A 24,302-nucleotide genomic window follows, 5' to 3' on the forward strand; every position below is an offset into this window, starting at 1 on the left:
GAGAATCAACCTTTTTTTTACTATAACGATTGACTTTTTATTAAATCTGACTGATAATATAAGTGGTTGATACCAGTTGGTATCTTAATGGGTTTGAAGGAGAGACATTATGAATAAAAAGAAGCAATCCTTATATGGTCAGCTTGTAGATACAATTAGAGAATCGATAGAAACTGAATTAAAGCCTCATGATTTACTTCCTTCTGAGCGAGAATTATCAGAAATTTACGGAGTGAGTCGAACCACAGTGAGATTAGCTATGCAGGAGTTAGAAAATTTAGGCTACATCTATAAGAAACATGGAAAAGGAACATTTGTATCAAGTATCTCAGATAGCATTATGAATTTAACAGGTGCCTACAGCTTTACGGAACAAATGCTAGCTTTAGGAAAAGAACCTAAAACAATTATCTTAGATTTTTCAGTTGTAGAGAGTAATAAATACTTTAGTGAAAACTTAGGCATACATAAGGGAAGCAAAATGATAAAAGTAAAAAGATTAAGGTTAGCTGATGATGAACCTATGATGCTTGAGCGTTCTTATCTTCCTTTCAAACGGTTTGAATCCTTAACAAGTGAAAGACTGGAACAAAAACCAATGTATGACATTTTTTTAGATGATTACAACGAGAGAATCAAATGCGCAGAAGAAGAATTCTACGCTAGTCTTGTTAATTCAAAAGATGCTAGTTTTTTAAAAATACCAGAGGGGTCTGCCTCATTAAATTTGATTAGAAAAACATTTAATCAAGATAACGAAGTAATTGAGTATACCTTGAGTGTTGCTCGTGCAGATCAATTTAGGTACAAAGTATTACATACAAAATCATAAATAAGATAGGGGTAGTTAATACATGTTAAATTGGACAGAAAATGAATTAAAAGAATTACATGCACACATTACAACGAAAGAAATCACGCAACAACCTGAATTATGGCAAGAAACATTAGCTATTTTTAAAGCAAATGAAGACAAATTAATGGCCTTTTTAAAGCAGTTAGATGACGTATCTGGAAAAGGGAAAACACGAGTAATTTTTACAGGTGCAGGAACTTCTGCTTATGTAGGAGATGTTCTTAGACCTCATCTCATTAGATATGGCAATACTCAAAAATATCAATTTGAGGCGATTCCTACAACTGATATTTTATCATCACCTTATAGCTATTTTAAAGAAGACGAACCAACTCTTTTAGTTTCTTTTGCAAGAAGTGGCAATAGCCCTGAGAGTGTTGCAACGATTGAGTTGGCAGATAAAATCATCAACAACGTTCAGCATTTAATTATCACTTGTGCAGCTGAAGGGAAACTTGCTGTTAATGCGACAGGGGACGACCAATCCTATGTTGTTCTTATGCCAGAAAGATCAAATGATCAAGGATTTGCTATGACAGGTAGTTTTTCTTGTATGACACTAACAGGTTTATTAGCCTTTGATACAGTGAATAAAAATCATGATGAACTAGTTTCAAGTATGGTTGATTTAGGACGTCAAGCAATTGAGTTAGAAGATCAGATTGCTAGTTTATTAGAGAATGATTTTGATCGTGTGGTTTATTTAGGATCAGGTAGTTTATCTGGTCTTACAAGAGAAGCGCAATTAAAATTATTAGAGCTAACAGCTGGTAAAATTACAACAGTCTTTGATTCTTCATTAGGATTTAGACATGGACCGAAATCTTTTGTTGATTCAAAAACATTAGTCTTTGGTTTTATTAGTAACGATGAGTACACTAAACAGTATGATGTTGATATCTTAGAAGAAATTAAAATAAATGACATTGCGATTAAAGCAGTAGGAGTCTTACAAAATGACTCTACTTATTCAGGAGAGCAACTTGTTTTAAGTAATTCAATCGTTTTACCTGATGGTTTCTTAGCGTTACCTTTTGTGATGGTCGGTCAAATTATTTCTTTACTAACAGCAATAAAAGTAGGTAACAAGCCAGACACACCTTCTCCAACGGGAACAGTCAATCGCGTTGTACAAGGTGTTACTGTTCACGAATTACCATAACTAATTTTGATAAAAGAGAGGACTTATCTAATGAAAAAATTAAGCACAAGCAAACTAAACTACATGAATCAATTATCAACTAAAGACGGTGTTATCGCAGCTCTTGCCATTGACCAACGTGGGGCTTTAAGAAAAATGTTAGCTGCAGAAGGCTTTGAAGGAGATACTGAACAAGCGATTGTTGACTTTAAAAAACTTGTTTCAGAGGAGCTAACACCTTATTCTTCGTCTATTTTATTAGATCCTGAATACGGATTACCTGCTTCAAAAGTAAAAAGCCCAGAAGCTGGTTTATTACTTGCTTATGAACAAACTGGTTATGATGCCACAGAAGCGGGTCGTTTCCCTGATTTGATTCATGATTATTCAGCTCTTCGTTTGAAAGAAGACGGAGCAGATGCAGTGAAATTTTTACTTTATTACGATGTAGATGAGTCTGCTGAAATCAATGAGCGTAAACATGCTTTTGTTGAGCGAATTGGTTCAGAATGTATGGCTGAAGATATTCCATTTTACTTAGAGTTATTATCTTATGACGCGACAAATGCTGATAATGGTAGTAAAGAATTTGCAAAAGTGAAACCTCATAAAGTGAACGATATGATGGTTGAGTTTTCTAAAGAACGTTACCATGTGGATGTACTGAAAATGGAAGTACCTGTTAATATGAATTTTGTAGAAGGCTTCGCTGCTTCTGATGAGGACGTAGTTTATACAAAAGAAGAAGCAATGGCTCATTTTAAAGACCAAAGTGAGAAAACTGATTTACCGTTTATCTTCTTGAGTGCAGGTGTTAGCGCTAAGTTATTCCAAGATACGTTGTATTTTGCTAAAGAAGCGGGTTCTACTTTTAATGGGGTTTTATGTGGTCGTGCCACTTGGAAAGATGGCGTGAGCGTCTTCGTTAAAGAAGGTGAAGAAGCGACTCGTCAATGGTTACGTACAGTTGGTAAGAAAAATATGGACGACTTAAACCACGCTTTATCAGAGACAGCTTCATCTTGGCACAAAAAATTTAATTAAGAGGGTGTCAGATTTGATACTAACAGTTACGATGAATCCTTCAGTAGACATGTCTTATGCTTTGCCTACTTTTGCCATGGATCAAGTGAATCGATGCCAAAATGTTAGAAAAACTGCTGGAGGTAAAGGATTAAATGTGACACGAGTGATACATCAAATGGGTGAGCCCGTGAAGGCTACTGGTCTTTTAGGAGGCGTTTTGGGTACTTTTATAAAAGAAGAGCTTAATCAGAACGATATTACTCATGCTTTTTCACCTATTAAAGGCGATACGAGAAATTGTATTGCTGTGTTACACGATGGTGGTAAGCAAACAGAAATTTTAGAGGCTGGTCCTACAGTCTCACAAGAAGAGCTGATACGTTTTGAAAACTTGCTTTTAGAAGAAGCTCAACAAGTTGATGTAATTACCATTTCAGGGAGTTTACCAAAAGGTGCGCCAGTTAATTTTTACGCGGACTTATTAGAAAAAGTAGAGAAATTACCAGTTAAAGTGATTCTTGATACGTCAGGAGAGAGTTTAGAGGCTTGCTTGAAGAGTTCAGTAAAACCGTATGGGATTAAACCAAATTTAGAAGAACTTTCTAGTTTGTTGAATCAAGAAGTTACTTTAGAAGAAGAGGATCTGAAGCAAGTATTGTCTCAAGAGTTATTCTGCGGCATTCCCCTTATCCTTGTTTCTCTAGGGAAAGATGGTGCATTTGCCAAGTATCAAGAAGCGTTTTACCGAGTAAGTATTCCTAAAGTAGCGGTTTTAAACCCAGTGGGAAGTGGTGACTCGACTGTAGCAGGTTTAGGGATTGCCATAAAAAAAGGATTAGCTATTGAAGAAACATTGAAAACAGCTATGGCTTTAGGTATTTTAAATGCAATGGAATCTCAAACTGGCTATGTGAATCCTGATAAATTTGAAGAAATATTCAAGCAAATTGATGTGACAATTGTTGACTAATTGAGAGTTGTGAGAAAAGAGTAAGAACTTTTAGGTTTTACTCTTTTCTTTTGCATTTAACCTTTGAATTAAAGCTATTATCCAGTATAGTTAGGAAGGATAAGAACTTTTAAAGTAGAGGAAGTGTTTAAATGCGTTTAAATAAATTTATTAGTGAGTCAGGCAAGGCATCAAGACGTGGAGCAGATAAGTTGATTGAAGAAGGCCGTGTATTTGTTAATGGTAAGAGAGCCAAAGTAGGCAGTCAAGTAGAGCCAGGAGATGAAGTAAAGGTTGATGGTAATCAACTATTTATTGCCCCTAGAAGTAATGTTTATATTGCTTTGAATAAGCCTGTAGGAATTACAAGTACGACTGAAAAAAATGTCAAAGGTAATATTGTTGATTTAGTGAACTATCCGTCACGAATTTTTCATATTGGTCGTTTAGATAAGGATTCTGAAGGATTAATTTTATTAACCAATGATGGAGATATTGTGAATGAGATTCTTCGCTCAGAAGGAGAACATGAGAAAGAATATGTGGTATCTGTAGATAAACCAATCACACCAGAATTTCTCAAACAGATGTCTGAAGGTGTTAAGATTTTAGGAACGACAACACTTCCTTGCCAAGTAGAGCAATTATCAAAATTTGATTTTAATATTATTTTGACACAAGGACTAAATCGCCAAATTCGTCGTATGTGTGAGGAATTAGGTTATAATGTCTATCGTTTACAACGATTAAGAATCATGAACGTTGAATTAGGTAACTTACCAATGGGACAGTGGCGTTATTTAAGCAAGAAAGAAAAAGCTAAATTATTTGATTCATTGGATTATGAAGAAAAAGAATGGTAAAAAAATAAAAAAAGCTTTGATAATTAAAGGCTTAGAAGTATAATGAATAAGGAAAAATGAGATAAATAAGTTAAAGACAATGAAAGCGAAGTGAAATTATGGGACGTAAATGGGCAAATATCGTCGAAAAGAAAACAGCCAAAGATGCTAATAACAGTAAAATTTATGCAAAATTTGGTATTGAAATCTATGCAGCAGCTAAATCAGGTGATCCAGACCCGGAAACAAACCAAAAATTACGTTTTGTAATCGATCGTGCTAAAACTTATAATGTCCCAAGACATATTATTGATCGCGCGATTGAAAAAGCGAAAGGTTCTGGAGATGAGAACTTCTTAGAACTTAGATATGAAGGTTTTGGACCTAATGGCTCAATGGTTATTGTAGATACGTTAACAAACAATGTTAATCGTACAGTAGCGGAAGTTCGTAGTGCATTTGGTAAAAACGGTGGAAACATGGGTGTTTCAGGAGCAGTAGCTTACATGTTTGACAACACAGCTATTTTTGGTTTAGAAGGCCAAGATGCTGATGATATTTTTGAATACTTACTTGAAAAAGATATTGAAGTAAAAGATGTATTTGAAGAAAATGGTCAAGTTATTGTTTACGGTGAAGGAACAGATTTCCATTTAATTCAAGTGGCGTTAAAAGAAAAAGGTATTGAAGAATTTGCCATTACAGAAATTCAAATGTTACCTCAAAGTGATGTGACGTTAGAGGGCGAAGATTTAGAAAAATTCAATAAATTAGTTGCCGTTTTAGAAGACTTAGAAGACGTGCAAGATGTGTATCACAACGTGGATTTAGACTAGTAAAATGACTGACTCAAATCGAGTCAGTTTTTTTGTTTGTGAGTTACATAGAAACTTGATACAATGAACCAAAGTCATAGAAAAAAGGACGAAAAAAATGCGAAATATTAAGTTAACAATTGAATACGATGGCAGACGCTATTTAGGGTGGCAACGTTTGGGTGATTCAGAAAAAACAGTTCAAGGAAAAATTGAAAAAGTTATTGGTATTATGACCGAAGAGAAAATCGAAATTATTGGATCAGGTCGAACAGACTCAGGTGCTCATGCGAAAGGTCAAGTGGCGAATTTTAAAACAGAAAGTCTAATGCCTCTAGATGAAATGATCGACTATTTAAATCGTTATTTACCTAATGATATTGTAGTGAATGCGATTGAAGAAGTACCTGAAAGATTTCATTCAAGATACAATGCAAAAGAAAAAACATATAGTTACTACGTATGGAATAGCTCAATTCCTTCAGTGTTCAATGGGATGCATAGTTTTCAATACTTTGATGACCTTGATTTAGAAAAAATGCAAGAAGCCAGTGAAAAAATGGTAGGGACTCATGATTTCTTAGCTTTCTCAGCTTTAAAGAAAAGCAAAAAATCAACTGAAAGAACCTTAAAAGAAGTAGAAATTACTCAAGAAGGTCATTTGATTCGCTTTAAATTCGTTGGCGATGGCTTTTTATATAACATGGTTCGCATTTTGATGGGAACATTATTACAAATTGGTTCTGGTGAATTGGATGTATCTGTAGTTGAAAAAGCTCTAACAAGTAAAAAACGTATAGATGCTGGACCAACAGCACCATCTCATGGTCTATTTTTAGAAGAAGTCGTTTATTAAATCAAAAAAATCAATTTTGAACAATTTTGTTTGAAGTTGATTTTTTTTTTGTACAAGAGGTAAAATAAAGGTACAATTAATAAAGAAGATAAATTAGGAGGTATCAGAATGAAAGTAAGTTATCATGGTCACTCAGTTGTTGTTATTGAAACAAACTCAGGAACAAAATTGATAATTGACCCCTTTATTTCAGGAAATGAACTGTGTGATTTAAAGGTAGAAGATGTGTCAGTGGATTATATTTTGGTTACTCATGGTCACAATGATCACTTGGGAGACACAATAGAGATTGCTAAGGCAAACAATGCTACTGTTATTGCTTGTCCTGAAATTGTGCATTATGCTGAGAAAAATGGCGTTAAGAAAACTCATGGAATGAACATTGGTGGAAGTTTTACGTTTCCATTTGGGACAGTTAAAATGGTTTACGCTCAACATAGCTCAGGTTTTGAGTTAGGTGAAGAGATGATTTATATGGGAAATCCAGCTGGTTTTGTGTTATCCATTGAGGGTAAACATATTTATCATGCTGGAGATACAGCTCTATTTAGTGATATGTCTCTTATTAAAGAGGAAATCGACATTGATCTAGCTTTTCTTCCAATCGGAGATAATTTCACTATGGGACCTAAAGATGCAGCTAAAGCTAGTTTCTTCATACAACCTAAATTATCAGTACCGATTCATTACAATACGTTTCCTGTTATCAAACAACATCCAGAAGATTTTATTGAGTTACTAAAAAAAGACAGAGGTTTAATAATGGCTACTGGCGATAGTCTTACCCTTTAAGAAAACCCTAATTCTCAGTAGCATGTGAGAATTAGGGTAATTTTATTTAAGGAAATAGATGTTAAGAGGTGAATCACCGGCATCTGTTGTACAAACCTGCATTGTGACAGAAGCATCAGAGAACCAAACCATATCTAAGGCTTCTTGGTCATTTCCTTGATTATAAACAATGTCGTAAACAAAGAAGGAATAACCTTTAATAATAACTTCGCTTCCAATTCTCAAATTTGAAATGGTACGACCTGGAGGACTATTCTTCTCGATTAAATAGTGACTAGGGAAATTAGTCCACTGGTACACACAATTTGTTTCACTAGGAACAAAGTCTGTGCCACTAAAGACGTCCAAATCATAATGATAGCCTAGATAACTAAAATCATTTACTGTAACTGGTTCTTCTTCATAATAGTCAGTAATTTCTTCTTTGATAGCGTCATCATTTAGCTGTTCATTTGTCTCAACAATAGGTTCGGCAATAGAAATGATATTAGCTTCATTGTGCTTAGTTGCTGATTGTTTGTGTTGATCATTACTAGCTGATTGGTTTGTATCCTCTGCGAGATCTTTAGTTCTCGGTGTTTCTTTTTGTTCTACTTCGTTTCTTTTTCTAGGTTGTTGATAGGTAATGGTAACATTTGGTTGAGTCCTACGCTCTCTTTTACTATAGGCGTGAGACGTTGAAACACCACCTACAGTTAGCGTTAAAACAAGAGCAGCTGCAACATCAGTTTTTTTCATAGTTAGCCTCCTAAAAGTGTAACAAATATGAATAAAAAGATTTATATGTATGTTATCGGTTGTTTTGTGTTATAAATTAATAGAAAAAGTTGTTGAATCCGTTTGCATTTCAATTTTGACTGTGTTATATTTTTATTAACAATATCAAGGGAGTTACCGATTAATTTTGGGCTAGACCTTAACAGACAGCTAGGCTTGTTTGTTGAGGTCTTTTATTTTTCAAAGGAGTCTAATGATGGATAAAATAAAAAAGATTTTGAATAATAATGCGATTTTAGTTGTTGAATCAAGTGGGCTTGATTGTGTTTGGATAGGTTCTGGTATTGGCTTTCAAAAAAAAGTTGGAGATCGAGTGAAGTCAGAAAAAATTGAGAAGCGATTTGTTGTGGATCAAACTCAAAAAGTGGAAGAAATTAGTCGTTATTTAGAAAATATATCTACTGATTATTTAAAATTGACAGTTGATATTGTTGATATGGCAAAAGAACAATTGGTGAATCCCTTGTCAAATGCTATCTATCTTTCTTTGGCAGACCACATCTCCAATGCCGTTTATTTGAATAAAAAAGGACTCTCGACAGGAACAGAATTATCATGGGAAGTAAAAAAATTATATCCTAGAGAGTTTAATATAAGTAAGCGTGCAGTTGATTTAATCAATGAACAAACTGGTGTGGTTATGAATGAATTTGAAGTAGGAAATATTGCCCTTCATTTTATCAATGCTCAAATGGCCAATGGTCAAAGAAGTCAGGAAGTATCTGAGAAAATTAAAGATATTTTAACACTTGTTCGAATCCATAATAAGATAGAACTTGATAGTGAGTCCATTTCGTATGATCGTTTCGTCACGCATTTGAGATTCTTTTTTAAGCGAATGGATTCAAGAAGCGATCAAAATCAATCTAATCCATTGTATAAAGAAGTAAAGACACGGTACCCACAATCTTTCGGAACGGTTTTATTGATAGAAGAATATCTGAAAGTCAAAATGAATGAAGATGAACAGTTGTATTTATGTTTACACATTCAAAAATTAATAGAAAATAATTAATACTGGATTGTTACTGGTAAGGCAGGCAAGACCAAGCAAGATTTTTTATCTTGTTTAGTCTTGCCTTTTTTATATATAAAAATAAGAAAAGAGGTTTGAAAGATGAAGTATCAGGAATTAATTGAAGAGATATTAAAAGGAATTGGTGGAAAAGAGAACATTGGAGATGTTAAGCATTGTGTAACAAGGCTTAGGTTTAATCTAAAAGATGAGTCAAAAGCAGATAAAGAATTTGTTGAAAGTATTACTGGAGTTATCACAGTTGTTAAAAGCGGTGGACAATTCCAAGTTGTTATTGGTAATCATGTGCCAGAAGTGTTTAATGAATTACTAACCATTGCTAATTTAGGTGATTTAAGTAATCAGGATAATGGCTCAGAAGTAAAAGGTGTTTTTAATAAATTTATTGATGTTATTTCAAGTATCTTTACACCTGTTTTAGGGATTTTAGCAGCAACAGGGATGATTAAAGGTCTTAATGCGATGTTTGTTGCTTTTGGTTGGATTTCAATGACATCTGGAACGTATAAGATTTTACAAGCAGCTGGGGATAGTTTGATGTACTTCTTCCCAATTTTCCTAGGTTACACAGCAGCTAAGAAATTTAAACTACCACCGTTTATTGGGATGGTTATTGGTGCTTCTCTCGTTCACCCAATCGTATCAGGGATTCTAGTACCAGGGGCAGAGCCTTTATATACACTGTTCCAAGGAACTATTATTGAGTCTCCTGTGTATGTGACCTTTTTAGGTTTACCAGTAATTATGATGAATTACGGTTCAAGTGTGATTCCAATTATTATTGCAGTATACTTTGCTTCAAAAGTCTATAAACAAGTAGATAAAATTATTCCTTCTCTTGTTAAAACATTCTTAGTGCCCTTATTTACTATTTTGATTGTTGTTCCTTTGACATTTTTAGTCATTGGACCAATTGCAACTTGGTTTGGTAACTTACTAGGTGCAATGACGTTAGGACTATATAATTTAAGTCCAGTTATTGCAGGTCTTGTTATTGGTGGTTTATGGCAAGTAATGGTTATGTTTGGCCTTCATTGGGGGGTTATTCCAATTGGTATTAATAACATGGCTGTTATGGGATTTGATCCAATTCTTGTATTAGGTATGGCAACACCTTTTGCAACAGCTGGTGTTGTGTTAGGTATTATGCTTAAGACAAAAAATAAAGATGTTAAAAGTTTAGCAGTTCCTTCGTTTATTTCAAGTTTATTTGGTGTTTCTGAACCGTCTATTTACGGGATTACATTGCCACGTAAAAAGCCTTTTTATGCAACTCTTGTGGCGGCATCTGTTGGTGGTTTAATCATGGGTCTTTCAGGCACAAAAGGTTTTATTATGGGAGGCATGGGGATTTTTGGAATTCCTAATTACATTAATCCTGAAACAGGAATGGACAAAGGCTTCTATGGTTTCTTAATTGCCATTGCAAGTGCATTCGTCATTGGTTTAATCTTAGCTTTAACAGTAGGTTACTCAAATAGTATGGATCCAGTAAAAGAAAAAGAAGAAGATTCAAATAAGTCAGTGGATAGAAATATAAAAGAAAAAGCAATTGCTTCCCCTATTGTAGGAAAAGTATTGCCTTTGTCAGACGTAAAAGATAAAGCTTTTTCAGCTGAATTATTAGGTAAAGGTGTTGCAGTTATTCCAAGTCAGGGACTGATAATTTCTCCTGAAGATGGCACTGTAACAACACTTTTCCCAACGAAACATGCAGTAGGATTAACGTTTAATGATGGGGTTGAGATGTTAATTCATGTTGGTATGGATACAGTTAATCTAAATGGTGAGTGTTTTGAATCATTTGTTGAACAAGGTGATGTGGTGAAAAAAGGTGATAAGCTAATTGCTTTTGACAAAGATAAAATTATAGAGCTAGGTTACTCAATTGAAACACCAGTGGTTATTACTAATTCTGCTGAATTTTTAGATGTGATTGAAACATCTGATGATAAGGTGACAGCAGAATCCACACTTTTGAGAATTATTTTTTAACTAAAAATTCGTGGCCTGTTTAGGTCACGAATTTATCTGTATTTTTGTCGAGATTATATTTAATAAAAGATGCATCATTCCAGATTGATAGGTTAGTATAGGATCTTGAAATTGTTCAATACCTAAAGAAATAGATAGTTCAGATTGTTTTTGTATCCATCCATCTTTAAAAGTAGTAAATGAGACCAATTGCGTGTTGTGTCGATTGAGATCTTTAAAGTATTTTTTTAATAGATCATTGTCTCCCTTACTAGAAAAAACGATAATCAAATCATCTGAAGTAAGGGAAGAGAGTACTGTATTAGTTAGTTCTGCATTGATATTTAAAGGAATAAAGGTTGAAATGATTCCTGATTTTAACAAATAATTTTTTAAGTTTTTTGCTTGTATCTGTTGATCTTGACCAGTGCCAAACAAAAAAATATTATTTGACTCATTGACTAAATGATTTAATTTAACAGAAATTGAATCAATATCAATGGCTGCTATCTTTTTATTAATCAAATTAAGAAAAGGGATAGAATCACTTTCTGTATCTTGAGCTAGTAGATAGTACTTAAAATCTATAAATCCAGAAAAACCAATTTTTTTAAGAAGTCGTAGAACGTTAGTTTTTGAAGAATACGTTTTTTGAGATAATTCTAAAAGAGTCATATTTTTGATTAATTCGCTATTTTCAAGAAGGTAATCACAGATAACTAATTCAGATTTTGTTAAAGTGGATTGATGGCTATTAATAATATTTTTTAAAGAAATCATTATGATACCTCGTTCCGATTAATTAGTACTTTGGTCTAATTATAGATTTAATTGTTACTAAACTCAACAAATAGTCTATGCTATTAGTTAAAACAATGAAGGAGGAATGAGTAATGAAAAATGATTATGATATTTTAGGGGAAAAGATTATTACTTTATCAGGAGGAAAGAGTAATTTTAAGTCAGTCAAGAACTGTATGACACGAGTTCGAATTACTTATGTTGATGAGGAAAAGGTTAATAAGGAAAAAATTGAACAACTTGACGGAGTCTTAGGAGTAAATGTTGCGGATACCTTTCAAATTATTGTTGGTCCTGGCAAAAGTGTAAAAGTGCAGGAGTCTATTAATAGTTTATTAGGTAAACTTGATGATAATGAAAGTGAAGAAGAAGAAAAAGGTAAGAAAAATTTTTTAAAAATGTTATCTAATATTTTTGTTCCATTGATTCCAGCAATTATCGCATCGGGATTCTTACAGGGAATTAATAATATTTTGATTAGTAATGCTAAAGTGACTGCAATGACGCAACAGATTGCAGGAACCGATAAGTTAACACCTTTTCAAGTGGTTTTACAACAAGATGGCTTATTAAAAATAAGTACTTTATTGGGCATTCTAGGTGATGCAACTTTTGCTTTTTTAGCAATTTATGTTGGAATGACTGCAGCAAAACAATTTAAAACAGATCCAATTTTAGGGGCAGCGCTGGGAGCAGTTACTACTCTTCCAAGCTTGTCTATATTAGGATTGACTCCTGGTCAAGGTGGTTTGTTCGGTGTGATCTTTGGCGTTTGGCTAATGAGTAAGGTAGGAATTATTCTGAAAAAAATAGTCCCTGATGTATTAGATGTTGTACTAACTCCCACATTCAACTTAATTATTACTGGGACTATCTATCTTTTTGGAATTATGCCAATTGCAGGTATCTTATCAGATTGGTTAATTGGTGGAATTATGTACTTATTAGAAAACACAGGTATTTTTGGAGGATTTGTGCTAGCAACTGCTTTTCCTTCATTAATTGCGACAGGATTGCACCATGGCTTGTCACCGATTCATATGGAATTAATTAATTCCACAGGTGGAACGCCAATCTTTCCAGTTCAAATAATGAGTAATGCTGGATTGTTAGGAGCGGGAATTGCAATTTTAGTACTTACCAAAAATCAAAAGACAAAAGAAATAGCAAAGGGTTGTTTACCAACTACTTTTTTAGCAGTAGGTGAACCCACTATGTATGGTTTAGTAATTCCATCAGGTTTTGGTTTCATAACAGCTTCTTTAGGAGCAGGGGTTGCTGGAGCATTAGTAAGATTCTTTGATATAAAATCATCGGCTTTTGGAGCTGCTGGAATGTCAGCGATTCCTTTGATGGCGGATGGTAAGTATATTCAATACTTGATCTGTTATGCAGTGGGTGTCATTTCTGCTTTTATATTGACAGTTACATATGCTAAAGTTAGAAATAAAGAATTATAAGATTGTAAAGAAAACGAGGGATTAATAAATGACAAAACGTGCTGTAATGATTATGTTTGATACGTTAACGCGAGATTTTTTACCAAACTTTGGTAATGAGTGGATTCATGCACCAAACTTTAAGAGACTTCAAAGTAAGATGATTACATTTAATCAGTTTTACGGTGGCAGTATGCCTTGTATGCCTGCTAGAAGAGAGTTGCAAACAGGTCGCTATAACTTTCTACATAGGAGCTGGGGACCTTTAGAGAGCTTTGATAATTCAGTATTTGAACGATTACAAGAGAAAGGCATTTACTGTCATTTAGTGACAGATCATTCTCATTATTTTGAAGATGGTGGAGCTACTTATCATAATCGTTACTCAACTTGGGAAGGGTTTAGAGGCCAAGAAGGTGATCGTTGGATGCCCAGACACATGGCAATGGATAACCCAAATCATAATCCATTAAATAAAGAAGGTATTTCAGTTACTCAGCATTATGCGAATCGAACGCAACAATTAGAAGAAGAAGATTATTCAAGTGTAAAAACGATTGATGCTGGTTTAACGTTTTTAAAAAATCATCAAGATAAAGATGACTGGTTCTTACAAATTGAATGTTTTGATCCACATGAACCTTTTTATGTTCCTGAAAAATACCGTGAACTCTATGATTCTATTGCCGTTGAACAAGTTCCTTATTGGCCTAAATACCAATTAAATGATTCTGTTTCTGAAGAAGAACAAATCAATATGAGAAAAGAATATGCAGCTCTTATTTCTATGTGTGATTATCATTTAGGTCGATTAATTGATTACTTTGATGCACATAATATGTGGGAAGATACGTTAATTATTGTTAATACAGACCACGGTTTTTTACTTGGTGAACATGAATGGTATGGTAAGAATATTGCGCCTATGTATCAAGAAGTGATTCATATTCCTTTCTTTATGCATGTACCAAGTTACCAAAATAAACAAGGTCAAACCGTTGAGGGAATCGGACAAACGATTGATATTGCCTCTACTTTACTAGATTTCTTTGAAGTAGAAGATGAGTTTGACCGAGATGGCAAGTCATTAATTAATTTAATTGAAGATGAATTAAATCATGAAACGATTATTTTTGGAACCAATGGAGGCCACGTTTGTATTTATGATGGAGATTATATTTATATGCGAGGTTCAGTTAATGAAGACAACGGTCCGATTACACAACAAACCTTGGCAGTGACGATGATGCGTGGGTTCTTCCCAGGAAAAATGTTAGAATCAATCAAATTAATTCCAGGAAATCGTTTTACAAATGGTTATCCCGTGATTGAGTTAGATGCAATGACTTATATTGATTCTTATTCAATGGGGCATTTACTATTTGATATGAAGCATGATCCAAAACAAAACACGCCATTAAAAGATGAAGCTATTGAAGCGATGATGGTTAAGAAGTTAACCAAAAAAATGACTGAAGTCGAAGCTCCAGAAAGTGAGTTCATTCGATTAGGCTTGAAAGGATAGAAAATTAATGAAACATATATCTGTTTTAATAAAACCTGCATCTTCTTTATGTAATATCAAATGTCGTTATTGTTTTTATAATGATATTAGTTCTATTAGAGAAGTTAAATCATATGGAAAAATGACAAAAGAAGTAGGGATGAAGATGATTGATCAGATATATGTTGATTTAGAAGATGGGGATCAACTAAAATTAACCTTTCAAGGAGGGGAGCCTACTTTGGCTGGTTTATCCTTTTATCAATCGTTAATTGCTTATATCAAAAGTCAGCCAAAAGCAGTTGACGTATCTTTCGGAATTCAAACTAATGGGATGGTTATTAACGAAAAATGGTGCGATTTATTTAAGGAAAATAATTTTTTAGTTGGCTTATCTATGGATGGGCCAGCTATTTTCCATGATGAGGGTCGAGTTGACTGGAAACAAAGAGGGACGTATCAACGAGTCAAAAAAACTAAGGAATTATTTGATGAGTACGGGATTACTTACAACATACTAACAGTGTTAACGAATCAAGTTGCTAAAGAACCTGAGAAAATCATGGCTTTTATAAAAGATGAAAACATTCAGTATATCCAGTTTATTCCTTGTTTAGACTCTTTTTCAGAATCCCATGAGCATTCGTATGCCTTAACGCCAGAATTATTTGCTTATTTTTATCAAAAAATGTATCAGCTATGGTTAGATGAATTACATAATAAGAACTATATCAGTATTAAATTGTTTGATGATTTATTTCATTTATTAGTAAATCGTCAAGTTAGCTCCTGTGGGATAAATGGAAAGTGCCAATCTCAGTATGTTATTGAGGGAGACGGAAGTGTGTACCCTTGTGATTTTTATGTCACAGATGCTTATTGTCTAGGAAATATCACCGAACAATCTTTAAAAGAATTGTTTAGTCAGCCAATTAATATGACTTTTATGTGTGAGGGAAGACAGGTAAAAAAACAATGCATGAGTTGCCCATTTAGCCAATTGTGTGGTGGCGGTTGTAAGCGAATGGCAGATACGATGTATGTGAATCAAACAGATACTTACTGTGGCTTTAAAGAAGTTTTAGAGGTTTACACAAGTCGTTTACCTGATATAGTAGAAGCTGTAAGGAGTGTTGGTTCATGATAGGTATTATTTATTTTTTAGTTATTGTCTTTGCCAATTCTATTGGGGCTATTTCTGGAATGGGTGGCGGCGTTATTATTAAGCCTGTATTTGATTTGATTCATGTCCACTCAGTGGCAGCCATTTCTTTTTACTCAAGTGTGGCTGTTTTGACTATGTCAGTGGTGTCAACGAGTAAACAATTGAAAAACGGAATTGAGGTTAACTGGCCATTTGCCATACAAATCTCAGTTGGAGCTGTTATTGGTGGATTATTAGGTAATGTGGTATTTGAAAACATGTTATCTTTGTTTCCTGGTGGGCGAGAAGTTCAGTTGGTTCAGATAGGTTTGACCGTTGTTACCTTAATTTTTTCTTTTTTATACAGTAAAAATTGGTGGCAAAACTATAGATTTGAGTCTCTCTTTTTAAAAATTGGTGCAGGCTTATTACTTGGCTTTCTAGCTAGCTTACTAGGTATTGGTGGAGGTCCAATCAATGTGGCACTTCTGATGTTACTTTTTAATATTCCGATTAAACAAGCTACAGTCTATTCTATTATTACTATTTTTTTCTCACAACTATCAAAAGTAAGTACGATTGTGTTAACAGGTGACATGAATCGCTATGACTTGAGTATGCTATTTTACATTATTCCAGCAGCTATTTTAGGTGGTTTTTTAGGGTCGTACATTAGTGGGAAAGTATCAGATAAAACAGTCAATCAGGTGTATCAATTTGTGATTATATTGGTGTTATTAATTAATCTTTATAACGGATGGAGTGTGTGGTAATGTCTGAAATGGTTAAAATTCCAAGTGGTATTTATAAAATAGGAACGAATGGTTCTGATGGTTTTTCTTCTGACAAAGAGGGGCCACAAGTTGAGATTGCATTAGAAGCTTTTGAAATAGATGTGACAACTGTAACGAATGAAGCTTTTAAAGAATTCATTGAGGCAACAGGTTATCAAACAGAAGCAGAAGTATTTGGTTGGTCCTATGTCTTTCATTATTTTTTGACCATGGAAGAAAAATTACGAGCAACAGAGATGCCAGGGTTAAATTGGTGGTTGGCAGTTAAAGGAGCTAATTGGCGACATCCAGAAGGACATAATTCAACCATTTTTGAGCGAATGGCTTACCCAGTTGTTCATGTTTCAAGAAATGATGCTCTTGCTTATTGTGAGTGGTCAGGCACACGACTTCCAACAGAAGCTGAATGGGAAGTGGCTGCAAAAGGTGGAACCTCTTATGAGAAGTACCCGTGGGGAGAAAACTTCTTAGTCGAAAATACCCATCAATGTAATATTTGGCAAGGAGACTTTCCTTTAACCAATACTTTAGATGATGGATTTGCTAGTACAGCACCAGCAACTTATTATGAGCCCAATGGTTATGGTATTTATCAAATGATTGGCAATGTGTGGGAATGGTGTCTGAACCCTCAAGGGATTGACTTAAATGAGTTTCAGACAAAAGATAGCACTTATTTTAATAGGCATTTTAATCAAATAAGTCAGGATTCTTTTGCAATTCGAGGTGGTTCTTTTTTATGTCACGAGTCCTACTGTAAAAGATACCGAATTGCTGCTAGAAATGGCAATACAGGTGATTCATCAAGTAATAATATGGGATTTAGAACGGTACGTAGTTTATGATAAAAGGTCCAGCACTAAGAGAAAAAATCTTGTTGCTGGACCTTTATTTTATTAAAAAGTGTGGAAAATACCTTCTTCAGGGGTGATTTTCTCTGTAATTTCTTGTTGGTCATACATCCAATCTTGACAAAGAGTAAAGTCAGATGATGAATAGTTTTGTTGTGGTTCAAACTCAAAATCTGAAAAGATAAGAGCTTTTTCTTTAGGTAAATGACAGTGAGTTTCTAAGAGAGCCACTTTCTCAAGACTTGTTTGTTGATTAAAATATTGTCCGGCCTTTTCCAAGGCTTGATGGAAATGTCTGACGTCATCAGGATGATTCTTAACAAAATCTGCGTCAAAGCACCACATCACATAACAGGCGTCTAGTTGATTTGAATGCCAAATAATTTCTGTATTGGGTTGATTTAAGACTGTAGTAATAAAAGGTTCGATAGCAACTAGAGCATCAATTTCACAAGCCATTAAGGCTTGAATTCGTTCATAGGTATTGTTGATAAAAGTATAAGAAACATTAGGTAATAGCTCACCTAAGTAGGTATCAATAAAAAAACGGAATAAGCCATTCTGGCTAATACCAACAGTTAAAGGTGTTTTTTTTTGCCAATCAGTTGTACCTGCAAGTTGAATAGTTCTTGTTAAAGTCGAAGTAATCATGGCTTTTTTGCCATCTTTTAAATAATAAAAGAAAAATGTTGTGTCTCCCATTTGTGCATCAACTTCTCCTTCAAGAAAAGCACTCTTTCCTTGAAAGACAAAATTTTCAGCTAAATCAAGATCAACTTGAACGCCAAATTCGTCGAAAAAGCCAAGTTCTTGAGCTAATATGATGGGTAAAACAAGTGGATTGATGCGATTTTGTTGTAGTCTAATAACTGCCATAGTGAAGATCCTTTCTTAAATAGCGATAAAAAATAAAATAGCCATGATAACATGAAACGAGCGAATTAAGAGAAGTGGTCGCGGACCAAAATCTCGTCCCATTTCAGGATAAACCTCTGTAATTTGTAGATAGTCCTTTAACCATCGTCTGTATCCTTGAATATAAAAAATAAGAAGGCCAGCTAGACTCTGCCACCAAGTTAAGGTTGTTAGACTTAAGTAACCCCAAGCAATAAGGACGAGTATACTTTCTGGAATTAAGATTAAAATCGAATTTCTAAAACCGATAATATGTGGCCATGTTGTTCTGACTCCCATGTCTTTATCATAGTCGCCTGTGTTATTAGTCGACATGAGGAAAATAGTAAACATCATGCAGATAAAGGCATAGACAAAAGCATTTAGGTTTAATTCACCAGCTTGGAGCCAAAAAGCAACTAAGGAGCTTAGCCCTCCTACTAACAAACCAGAGACAAATTCTCCGATAGGTAGAACGATATATGGAAAAGGTCCTAAAGAGTAGGTAATAGCAGCCAGTAAGCCAATTAGTCCTAAGGCTAGTAACATCAGGCTTTTTGTCAGGTAAACAAGAGCTAAGCCAGTTAAGCCTCCTAAGCCAATCCAGGCTAAGAGAACTAAGCAGGCGTCAAGGAAAGTAGCGTCACCTCTAACTAATCCTTCACTGCCTAAATGACCAGTAAAAGTATCTTCATTTTCTTCTTTTTTCAAAAAAGCACGCATTTCATTGGATACATTGGCAACAATGTTAAATGAAAAACCACAAATAAAGAATAGCACTAGGTAAAGTAAATTGAGTTTCCCAGTTAAATAAGCAGCAAATAGACTAGAGCTTAAAATGGGAAAACCCGTAGCAAATCCAGTGCGTAGTTCCATGACCGTGTAGGCTCTAAATGGAAAACCAATTCCCCAGCGCCACAATTGTTGTATTAATTCTTTCATTAGTACTTAACACTCCCTTGAGATAAGCCTTTATCAATATACTTTTGTAAGACTAAATAAATAATCAACATGGGAATCATACTAATTAAGATGAAGGCACAAATAAGGGGCCAATTAGTTTGATAAGGTCCAATAAAGCGGTAAATACCAGTTGATATAGTGGGTAAATCACCACTTGGCATATAGAGATAAGGTATATAAAAATCATTGTAAATACTTAACATTTTTAAAAGAGTCACTGTTGTTGTGGCAGGTACTAACATCGGGAAAATTACGCGGCGATAGATTTGGAAAAAAGAAGCACCGTCCATCATGGCTGCCTGATCAAGTTCAACCGGAATTTGTTCCATGTTTTGTAAGTACAAATAAATCATAGTAACGTCAGCACCAACGTATAGTAAGATAGGTGCCCAAATGGTGTTGTACAAATTTAAACTGGTTATAATATTAAAGGTTCCTACTTGTGTGACAACCATGGGAACAGCTGATACTAAAAAGTAAGCGAATAAAAGTAACTTTTTTCCTTTAAAATCAAACCGATGATAGACATAAGCTACCATAGAGCCGATAAAAATACTTAACATGACACTGATTAAAATAATTAAGAAGGTGACAGCAAAACTTTTGACTAGGTTGCCTTCTTTAATTGCTGTAACATAGTTGTCTAAATACAAAAAGCTTTCTGGAAGTCGTAGTCCTTGAGAAGCTGAAAACTCATCTAGTGACATAAAAGAACCAAAAAACAGCATACCTAGTGGAAATAAAATAATGGCACTCCAAAGAAGAAGAGACACGTATTTAATGATTTTACCTAAAAGTCTCATGCGTTTTCTCCTCCTTTGTTCTTGATGTATTGAAGAACACCACTAAGTAAGACAATCATTAAAGTAATTAAGACGGACAAGCTAGAAGCTAAGCCATATTTTTTTTGCTCAAAGGCAAGTTTCATGGTTTGGACAACGATAGTCGTTGTGCCATTTGAGCCATTCGTTAAAATAAAAGGAATATCAAACACTGATATGACTCCGATAATAAGTAATAACGTATTTAAAAAGATGACTTTTTTTGTTTGAGGAATGGTCACCCAACGTGTTTTTTGCCATAAAGTAGCACCTTCGAGATAACAAAACTCTTGATAATCTTTTGGAATACTTTGAATCGCTCCGTAGTAGAGTAAGAAACTCATACCAAGGTTACGCCATAAAGAAATACTTGCTAAAGTGATATTTACTTGATCAGGATCTCCTAGCCAAAAAGTTTGCCAAGCACCTAGATGGAAAAAATGAAGGAGCTGATCAAAAGCGCCGTCGGGACTAAAGAACAGTCTAAAAATCATGGCAACGGCGATACTACTAATCAAAGAGGGGAGTAGAAATAGACTCTTAAAGAAAGATTTCCCCATGGTTTTTTCTGACAACAAAACAGCGAAATAATAGGCAATAATCATTTGTAAGATACCTGAAACTAAATAATAGGTGTTTGTTTTTAACGCATGCCAGTAAACCGGACTGGTTAGTAGTGTTTTGTAATTAGCCAAACCAACCCAATCAAACTCTGATCCCATACCATTCCAAGAAGTAAAGCTAATAATAATTAAGTTGATAATAGGTAAAATCCCAAACACTAGTAAAAGAAGTGTTGGGATTATAAGAAATAGAGCGAGAGTTAGTTTATGTTTGATTTGTTTACTCATGTTGCTTAGCAGCATTTACCCATTTATCAGACAGTTGTTTTACATAGTCGTCATAAGAGATGTTTTTGTCAGGGTAAAGTCCGATATTAATCACTTGTTGTAAGACGTCTGTTAAACGGGAGACACCAACTTCATCAGCAATAGCTGAATACTTAGCGTTTGCTTCAGGCGTTTCAGTAGCAACTGTTAAAATCACGTTACTATTATCAATTAATTCTTGTTGTTCTTTTGATAAATCAGCTTTTAAGTTAGGCATACCGTTTAAATCTTTAGCGTAACCACTTTTATTTGAAACAAAGAAATTAACAAAAGCTTCTGCAGTAGCTTTGTTTTTAGAGTTTTTATTCACACCAATTACAGCAGGTGCACCAATAGGTAAGCTTGTTTTACCTTTTGTTTCAACAGGGAAGTTCATGATTTTAATTGGACTTTTTGTTTTCTCTTGAATACCAGCTACTTCTTGAGAGCCGTTCATTAACATGGCAATTTTACCATCAGCTAATTGAGAAAAAGCCGTTTGACTATCTAAGGTCATTGGGTCTTTTTCAATCAAACCTTTTGAAGCCATTTCATAGAATAAATCCATGACTTGTCGAATTGGCATTCCTTCTTTAAAGGCATTTCCAGATTCTAAAGTAGCAGACTTAAATTGTTCACCACCAAATGAAGTTAAGGCACCTGCCCAAACAGCAACGGCTTGGTAGTTAGAGTAAAAAGGAGTCGCATTTGTTTTTTCTTTAATCTTTTCTAAATCTTTCACAAAAGCATCTATGGTTGTAGGTACTTCTGTAATTCCAGCTTCTTTTAATACATCTTCGTTATAAATAATACCTAGTGAGTTAAGGGCAATAGGAAGACCATAAACGTCACCTTTATAATCAGCTTCATAGACATCAAGGTAATCTTTTTCAAGTTCTTTTGTTGTGCCTAATTTTTCGAAATAATCAGGATAGTTTTCACGATTTCCAGCCATTGAGAAAGGAATAAATAAAGCATCTCCGTATTCTCCACCGTTTAAACGAGTTGTTACTGTTTGGTCGTAATCCGCAATATTCTCAAATGTCACTTTAGTTACATCTGGGTATTCTTTGATAAAATCAGCTTCAACTTGTTTGAAAATCTTGTCCCCATCTGTTCGATTCGTTAGGACTGTAATTTCTCCACTTACTTTGTCACTGTCACTTTTAACTTCCTCTTTTTTATTTGCAGCACAACCACCTAAAAAAAGAGTTGTTAAAAGTGTTCCTAAAACTAATTTTTTCAATTTCATTTTATTCTTTCCTTCTTCCTAATAAATAGTTACAACTCCTAATTATAACGAAAAAAAAATCTGAAATCAAAAGGTGTTTTTTAATAAAAATCAACGGTTAGACTTATGAAAAAATGGCAAAACGTGTTAAAGTAAACTAGAAAAGAAAAAATGAAAGAAAAGAGTCATTAATATGCCTAAAAATAAAGCAAAACAACCAAGTAAGCAACCAACTAAACAAGCAAGTAATCAATTTTTTGTCGTAACAGAAGAAACGACTTTGTTACCTTTTCTTGTCCAAGAGGTAAAAGGTAAAAGTAGAAATGCCGTGAAGTCTATTTTGACACGTGGTCAAGTATCAGTTGATGGTAAAGAAGTCACACAACATAATCATCCTTTGATTCCAGGTCAACGTGTGATGATTTTAGATAACAAAACAGCAATGAGTGAAAAAGCACTTGTTGGGATTGAAATCATTTATGAAGATGAAGACATCATTATGATTGAAAAAGAAGCCGGAATGCTATCAATTGCGGCACAAAATAATTTTGAAGTAACAGCACATAATCAATTAATGGGGTATGTCAAAAAAGACCATCCTAAAAACCGTATTTTCGTCGTGCATCGTTTAGATAAGGATACATCTGGTATTATGCTATTTGCCAAAAATGAACCGACGAAAAAAGTATTACAAGACAAATGGAAAGAGCTTGTCACAGAGCGTATTTATACAGCCTTAGTTGAAGGTGACGTTAAGAGAAAATCAGGTACTATTGAGTCTTGGTTAACGGAAAATAAAAACTTTAAAATGTTTTCTTGTCCTTTTGATAACGGTGGTAAACAAGCAATTACTCACTACAAAAAAATCAGAGGTAACAGAAACTATAGCTTGTTAGAAGTATCTTTAGAAACAGGTCGTAAAAACCAAATCCGTGTTCATATGGAAGAAATTGGTCACCCGATTGTTGGAGATAAGAAATACGGAGCTCATGGAAATCCATTAAAACGATTAGGTCTACATGCGACAACTCTTGTATTTACTCATCCGATTAGTGGTAAAAAAATGAAGTTCCATTCAAAAGTACCTAAAAAATTTATTCAAGCAACAAAACAAGACAAACAGTAGATAAAAAGAGCTTTCATTTCTTATAGAGATGAAGGCTCTTTTTATAAATCAATTAGTAGAATAATCATGTATAAAATGATATTGTAGGATTAATAATTTTTTCTAATTGGAAAAAGGTTTCCAATCATGAGAAAATGAACAAGACTAAAAGAAGTTGAAAAGGGGTTTAATCATGTCAAGAACCAATAGCAAAGCGTATCGATTAACGATTCGAGGCATATTGATTGCTATTATTATGGTGCAATCTATGGTGCCGTTTTTAGGCTATATTCCATTATTTGCAACAAGTTTAACGATTATTCATATTACAGTCATTGTCGCAGCAATTACCTTAGGGACAAAAGATGGCATGTTGATTGGATTTATCTGGGGAACACTTACGATGATACGAGCATGGACAATGCCGACAACACCACTAGATACATTGATTTTTACCAATCCAGTTGTATCAGTATTACCTAGAATTTGTGTGGGATTAGTGGCAGGTGTTGTCTTTACTTTACTATATAAAAAGACAAAAAAATTCTACATGGCAACAGCTGTTTCAGCAGCACTTGCTTCATTAACAAATACCGTATTAGTTTTAGGTTTGATGGGGATTTTATACACAGGACCTGTTGCTGAAGCTTATGGAACTACGACTTCAGGTTTGATGGCTGTCTTACTGACAATAGTTGGGACCAATGGGATTCCAGAAATGATTGCAGCAATTATCATCACACCTTTAATTGTAAAAGCTATCTTTTCAGCGACAAGTTTGTCAGCAGATACAAGACTATAATAAGCAAAAGGAGGCTCAAT

24 protein-coding genes are annotated in these 24,302 nt (G+C 34.3%); 17 read left to right on the top strand and 7 right to left on the bottom strand.

The window, feature by feature from the left end:
- The first annotated feature begins 109 nt into the window (after positions 1-109).
- The 8 genes from DOK76_RS11845 (at position 110) to DOK76_RS11880 (ending at position 7,277) form a co-directional block, all read left to right on the top strand.
- Positions 110-832, top strand: a complete 723-nt coding sequence (locus DOK76_RS11845) for a GntR family transcriptional regulator (protein WP_206968049.1) — start codon at positions 110-112, stop codon at positions 830-832.
- Positions 833-854: 22 nt separating this feature from the next.
- Positions 855-2,018: an SIS domain-containing protein gene (locus tag DOK76_RS11850; RefSeq protein WP_206968051.1), complete on the top strand. Its 1,164-nt coding sequence runs from the start codon at positions 855-857 to the stop codon at positions 2,016-2,018.
- Between the two features lie 30 nt (positions 2,019-2,048).
- Positions 2,049-3,041, top strand: coding sequence for a tagatose-bisphosphate aldolase (gene lacD / locus DOK76_RS11855; RefSeq protein ID WP_206968053.1), 993 nt, complete (start codon positions 2,049-2,051; stop codon positions 3,039-3,041).
- Between the two features lie 13 nt (positions 3,042-3,054).
- Positions 3,055-3,993 carry a hexose kinase gene (locus tag DOK76_RS11860; RefSeq protein ID WP_206968055.1) on the top strand — a complete coding sequence of 313 codons (939 nt, stop codon included), beginning with the start codon at positions 3,055-3,057 and terminating at the stop codon, positions 3,991-3,993.
- A gap of 131 nt (positions 3,994-4,124) precedes the next feature.
- Positions 4,125-4,835, top strand: coding sequence for a 23S rRNA pseudouridine(2604) synthase RluF (gene rluF, locus DOK76_RS11865; protein WP_206968057.1), 711 nt, complete (start codon positions 4,125-4,127; stop codon positions 4,833-4,835).
- 98 nt (positions 4,836-4,933) lie between these two features.
- Positions 4,934-5,650, top strand: coding sequence for a YebC/PmpR family DNA-binding transcriptional regulator (locus DOK76_RS11870; RefSeq protein ID WP_206968060.1), 717 nt, complete (start codon positions 4,934-4,936; stop codon positions 5,648-5,650).
- A 97-nt stretch (positions 5,651-5,747) separates the two neighbouring features.
- On the top strand, positions 5,748-6,485 hold the full coding sequence (gene truA, locus DOK76_RS11875; protein WP_206968062.1) for a tRNA pseudouridine(38-40) synthase TruA: 738 nt from the start codon (positions 5,748-5,750) through the stop codon (positions 6,483-6,485).
- 108 nt (positions 6,486-6,593) lie between these two features.
- Positions 6,594-7,277, top strand: a complete 684-nt coding sequence (locus DOK76_RS11880) for a metal-dependent hydrolase (RefSeq protein WP_206968064.1) — start codon at positions 6,594-6,596, stop codon at positions 7,275-7,277.
- 42 nt (positions 7,278-7,319) lie between these two features.
- Here DOK76_RS11880 and DOK76_RS11885 read toward each other — a convergent pair whose 3' ends face one another.
- The gene (locus DOK76_RS11885) at positions 7,320-8,015 is read right to left on the bottom strand and encodes a hypothetical protein (protein WP_206968066.1); all 696 of its coding nucleotides are present in this window, start codon (positions 8,013-8,015) and stop codon (positions 7,320-7,322) included.
- 235 nt (positions 8,016-8,250) lie between these two features.
- On the opposite strand from DOK76_RS11885, the gene DOK76_RS11890 reads away from it, so the two are divergent.
- Both DOK76_RS11890 and DOK76_RS11895 read left to right on the top strand, forming a co-directional pair.
- Complete coding sequence (locus DOK76_RS11890; RefSeq protein ID WP_206968068.1) at positions 8,251-9,069, top strand: PRD domain-containing protein; 819 nt, start codon at positions 8,251-8,253, stop codon at positions 9,067-9,069.
- A gap of 102 nt (positions 9,070-9,171) precedes the next feature.
- The gene (locus DOK76_RS11895; RefSeq protein WP_206968070.1) at positions 9,172-11,085 is read left to right on the top strand and encodes a beta-glucoside-specific PTS transporter subunit IIABC; all 1,914 of its coding nucleotides are present in this window, start codon (positions 9,172-9,174) and stop codon (positions 11,083-11,085) included.
- Positions 11,086-11,109: 24 nt separating this feature from the next.
- On the opposite strand, the gene DOK76_RS11900 is transcribed toward DOK76_RS11895, so the two are convergent.
- Positions 11,110-11,844 carry a MurR/RpiR family transcriptional regulator gene (locus DOK76_RS11900; RefSeq protein ID WP_206968072.1) on the bottom strand — a complete coding sequence of 245 codons (735 nt, stop codon included), beginning with the start codon at positions 11,842-11,844 and terminating at the stop codon, positions 11,110-11,112.
- Between the two features lie 113 nt (positions 11,845-11,957).
- Between DOK76_RS11900 and DOK76_RS11905 the strand changes: the two genes are divergently transcribed.
- The 5 genes from DOK76_RS11905 to DOK76_RS11925 are packed head-to-tail and all read left to right on the top strand — an operon-like array spanning position 11,958 to position 17,591.
- A complete protein-coding gene (locus DOK76_RS11905) occupies positions 11,958-13,325 on the top strand; it encodes a PTS transporter subunit EIIC (RefSeq protein ID WP_206968074.1) in 1,368 nt (455 codons plus the stop codon).
- 28 nt (positions 13,326-13,353) lie between these two features.
- A complete protein-coding gene (locus DOK76_RS11910; protein ID WP_206968076.1) occupies positions 13,354-14,829 on the top strand; it encodes a sulfatase in 1,476 nt (491 codons plus the stop codon).
- 7 nt (positions 14,830-14,836) lie between these two features.
- Positions 14,837-15,952 (top strand): radical SAM/SPASM domain-containing protein, encoded by a 1,116-nt coding sequence (locus tag DOK76_RS11915; protein ID WP_206968078.1) that lies wholly within the window; start codon positions 14,837-14,839, stop codon positions 15,950-15,952.
- A complete protein-coding gene (locus DOK76_RS11920; protein WP_206968080.1) occupies positions 15,949-16,725 on the top strand; it encodes a sulfite exporter TauE/SafE family protein in 777 nt (258 codons plus the stop codon). Before DOK76_RS11915 ends, DOK76_RS11920 begins: the two co-directional genes overlap by 4 nt.
- A gap of 8 nt (positions 16,726-16,733) precedes the next feature.
- Positions 16,734-17,591, top strand: coding sequence for a formylglycine-generating enzyme family protein (locus DOK76_RS11925; RefSeq protein WP_206968134.1), 858 nt, complete (start codon positions 16,734-16,736; stop codon positions 17,589-17,591).
- 51 nt (positions 17,592-17,642) lie between these two features.
- On the opposite strand, the gene DOK76_RS11930 is transcribed toward DOK76_RS11925, so the two are convergent.
- From DOK76_RS11930 to DOK76_RS11950, 5 genes are read right to left on the bottom strand one after another with little or no spacing between them, the layout of a single operon-like run.
- The gene (locus DOK76_RS11930; protein ID WP_206968081.1) at positions 17,643-18,473 is read right to left on the bottom strand and encodes an ABC transporter substrate-binding protein; all 831 of its coding nucleotides are present in this window, start codon (positions 18,471-18,473) and stop codon (positions 17,643-17,645) included.
- A 15-nt stretch (positions 18,474-18,488) separates the two neighbouring features.
- Complete coding sequence (locus tag DOK76_RS11935) at positions 18,489-19,433, bottom strand: prenyltransferase (RefSeq protein ID WP_206968083.1); 945 nt, start codon at positions 19,431-19,433, stop codon at positions 18,489-18,491.
- Positions 19,433-20,257 carry a carbohydrate ABC transporter permease gene (locus tag DOK76_RS11940; protein WP_206968085.1) on the bottom strand — a complete coding sequence of 275 codons (825 nt, stop codon included), beginning with the start codon at positions 20,255-20,257 and terminating at the stop codon, positions 19,433-19,435. The genes DOK76_RS11935 and DOK76_RS11940 overlap by 1 nt, the downstream gene beginning before the upstream one ends.
- On the bottom strand, positions 20,254-21,126 hold the full coding sequence (locus DOK76_RS11945) for a carbohydrate ABC transporter permease (RefSeq protein WP_242542303.1): 873 nt from the start codon (positions 21,124-21,126) through the stop codon (positions 20,254-20,256). Before DOK76_RS11945 ends, DOK76_RS11940 begins: the two co-directional genes overlap by 4 nt.
- On the bottom strand, positions 21,119-22,396 hold the full coding sequence (locus DOK76_RS11950) for an ABC transporter substrate-binding protein (protein ID WP_242542304.1): 1,278 nt from the start codon (positions 22,394-22,396) through the stop codon (positions 21,119-21,121). Before DOK76_RS11950 ends, DOK76_RS11945 begins: the two co-directional genes overlap by 8 nt.
- 172 nt (positions 22,397-22,568) lie before the next feature.
- Between DOK76_RS11950 and DOK76_RS11955 the strand changes: the two genes are divergently transcribed.
- A complete protein-coding gene (locus DOK76_RS11955) occupies positions 22,569-23,501 on the top strand; it encodes an RluA family pseudouridine synthase (protein WP_206968090.1) in 933 nt (310 codons plus the stop codon).
- Between the two features lie 172 nt (positions 23,502-23,673).
- Complete coding sequence (locus tag DOK76_RS11960) at positions 23,674-24,282, top strand: ECF transporter S component (protein ID WP_206968092.1); 609 nt, start codon at positions 23,674-23,676, stop codon at positions 24,280-24,282.
- The last annotated feature ends 20 nt before the right edge of the window (positions 24,283-24,302 follow it).

Source organism: Candidatus Vagococcus giribetii, assembly GCF_017316185.1.
GTDB lineage: Bacteria > Bacillota > Bacilli > Lactobacillales > Vagococcaceae > Vagococcus > Vagococcus giribetii.

Excerpts from the sequence above, each read along its gene's own strand:
- DOK76_RS11845 (WP_206968049.1), top strand. The coding sequence starts at position 110 with ATGAATAAAAAGAAGCAATCCTTATATGGTCAGCTTGTAGATACAATT.
- DOK76_RS11850 (WP_206968051.1), top strand. The coding sequence starts at position 855 with ATGTTAAATTGGACAGAAAATGAATTAAAAGAATTACATGCACACATT.
- lacD (WP_206968053.1), top strand. The coding sequence starts at position 2,049 with ATGAAAAAATTAAGCACAAGCAAACTAAACTACATGAATCAATTATCA.
- rluF (WP_206968057.1), top strand. The coding sequence starts at position 4,125 with ATGCGTTTAAATAAATTTATTAGTGAGTCAGGCAAGGCATCAAGACGT.
- DOK76_RS11870 (WP_206968060.1), top strand. The coding sequence starts at position 4,934 with ATGGGACGTAAATGGGCAAATATCGTCGAAAAGAAAACAGCCAAAGAT.
- truA (WP_206968062.1), top strand. The coding sequence starts at position 5,748 with ATGCGAAATATTAAGTTAACAATTGAATACGATGGCAGACGCTATTTA.
- DOK76_RS11880 (WP_206968064.1), top strand. The coding sequence starts at position 6,594 with ATGAAAGTAAGTTATCATGGTCACTCAGTTGTTGTTATTGAAACAAAC.
- DOK76_RS11885 (WP_206968066.1), bottom strand. The coding sequence starts at position 8,015 with ATGAAAAAAACTGATGTTGCAGCTGCTCTTGTTTTAACGCTAACTGTA.
- DOK76_RS11890 (WP_206968068.1), top strand. The coding sequence starts at position 8,251 with ATGGATAAAATAAAAAAGATTTTGAATAATAATGCGATTTTAGTTGTT.
- DOK76_RS11895 (WP_206968070.1), top strand. The coding sequence starts at position 9,172 with ATGAAGTATCAGGAATTAATTGAAGAGATATTAAAAGGAATTGGTGGA.
- DOK76_RS11900 (WP_206968072.1), bottom strand. The coding sequence starts at position 11,844 with ATGATTTCTTTAAAAAATATTATTAATAGCCATCAATCCACTTTAACA.
- DOK76_RS11905 (WP_206968074.1), top strand. The coding sequence starts at position 11,958 with ATGAAAAATGATTATGATATTTTAGGGGAAAAGATTATTACTTTATCA.
- DOK76_RS11910 (WP_206968076.1), top strand. The coding sequence starts at position 13,354 with ATGACAAAACGTGCTGTAATGATTATGTTTGATACGTTAACGCGAGAT.
- DOK76_RS11915 (WP_206968078.1), top strand. The coding sequence starts at position 14,837 with ATGAAACATATATCTGTTTTAATAAAACCTGCATCTTCTTTATGTAAT.
- DOK76_RS11920 (WP_206968080.1), top strand. The coding sequence starts at position 15,949 with ATGATAGGTATTATTTATTTTTTAGTTATTGTCTTTGCCAATTCTATT.
- DOK76_RS11925 (WP_206968134.1), top strand. The coding sequence starts at position 16,734 with ATGGTTAAAATTCCAAGTGGTATTTATAAAATAGGAACGAATGGTTCT.
- DOK76_RS11930 (WP_206968081.1), bottom strand. The coding sequence starts at position 18,473 with ATGGCAGTTATTAGACTACAACAAAATCGCATCAATCCACTTGTTTTA.
- DOK76_RS11935 (WP_206968083.1), bottom strand. The coding sequence starts at position 19,433 with ATGAAAGAATTAATACAACAATTGTGGCGCTGGGGAATTGGTTTTCCA.
- DOK76_RS11940 (WP_206968085.1), bottom strand. The coding sequence starts at position 20,257 with ATGAGACTTTTAGGTAAAATCATTAAATACGTGTCTCTTCTTCTTTGG.
- DOK76_RS11945 (WP_242542303.1), bottom strand. The coding sequence starts at position 21,126 with ATGAGTAAACAAATCAAACATAAACTAACTCTCGCTCTATTTCTTATA.
- DOK76_RS11950 (WP_242542304.1), bottom strand. The coding sequence starts at position 22,396 with ATGAAATTGAAAAAATTAGTTTTAGGAACACTTTTAACAACTCTTTTT.
- DOK76_RS11955 (WP_206968090.1), top strand. The coding sequence starts at position 22,569 with ATGCCTAAAAATAAAGCAAAACAACCAAGTAAGCAACCAACTAAACAA.
- DOK76_RS11960 (WP_206968092.1), top strand. The coding sequence starts at position 23,674 with ATGTCAAGAACCAATAGCAAAGCGTATCGATTAACGATTCGAGGCATA.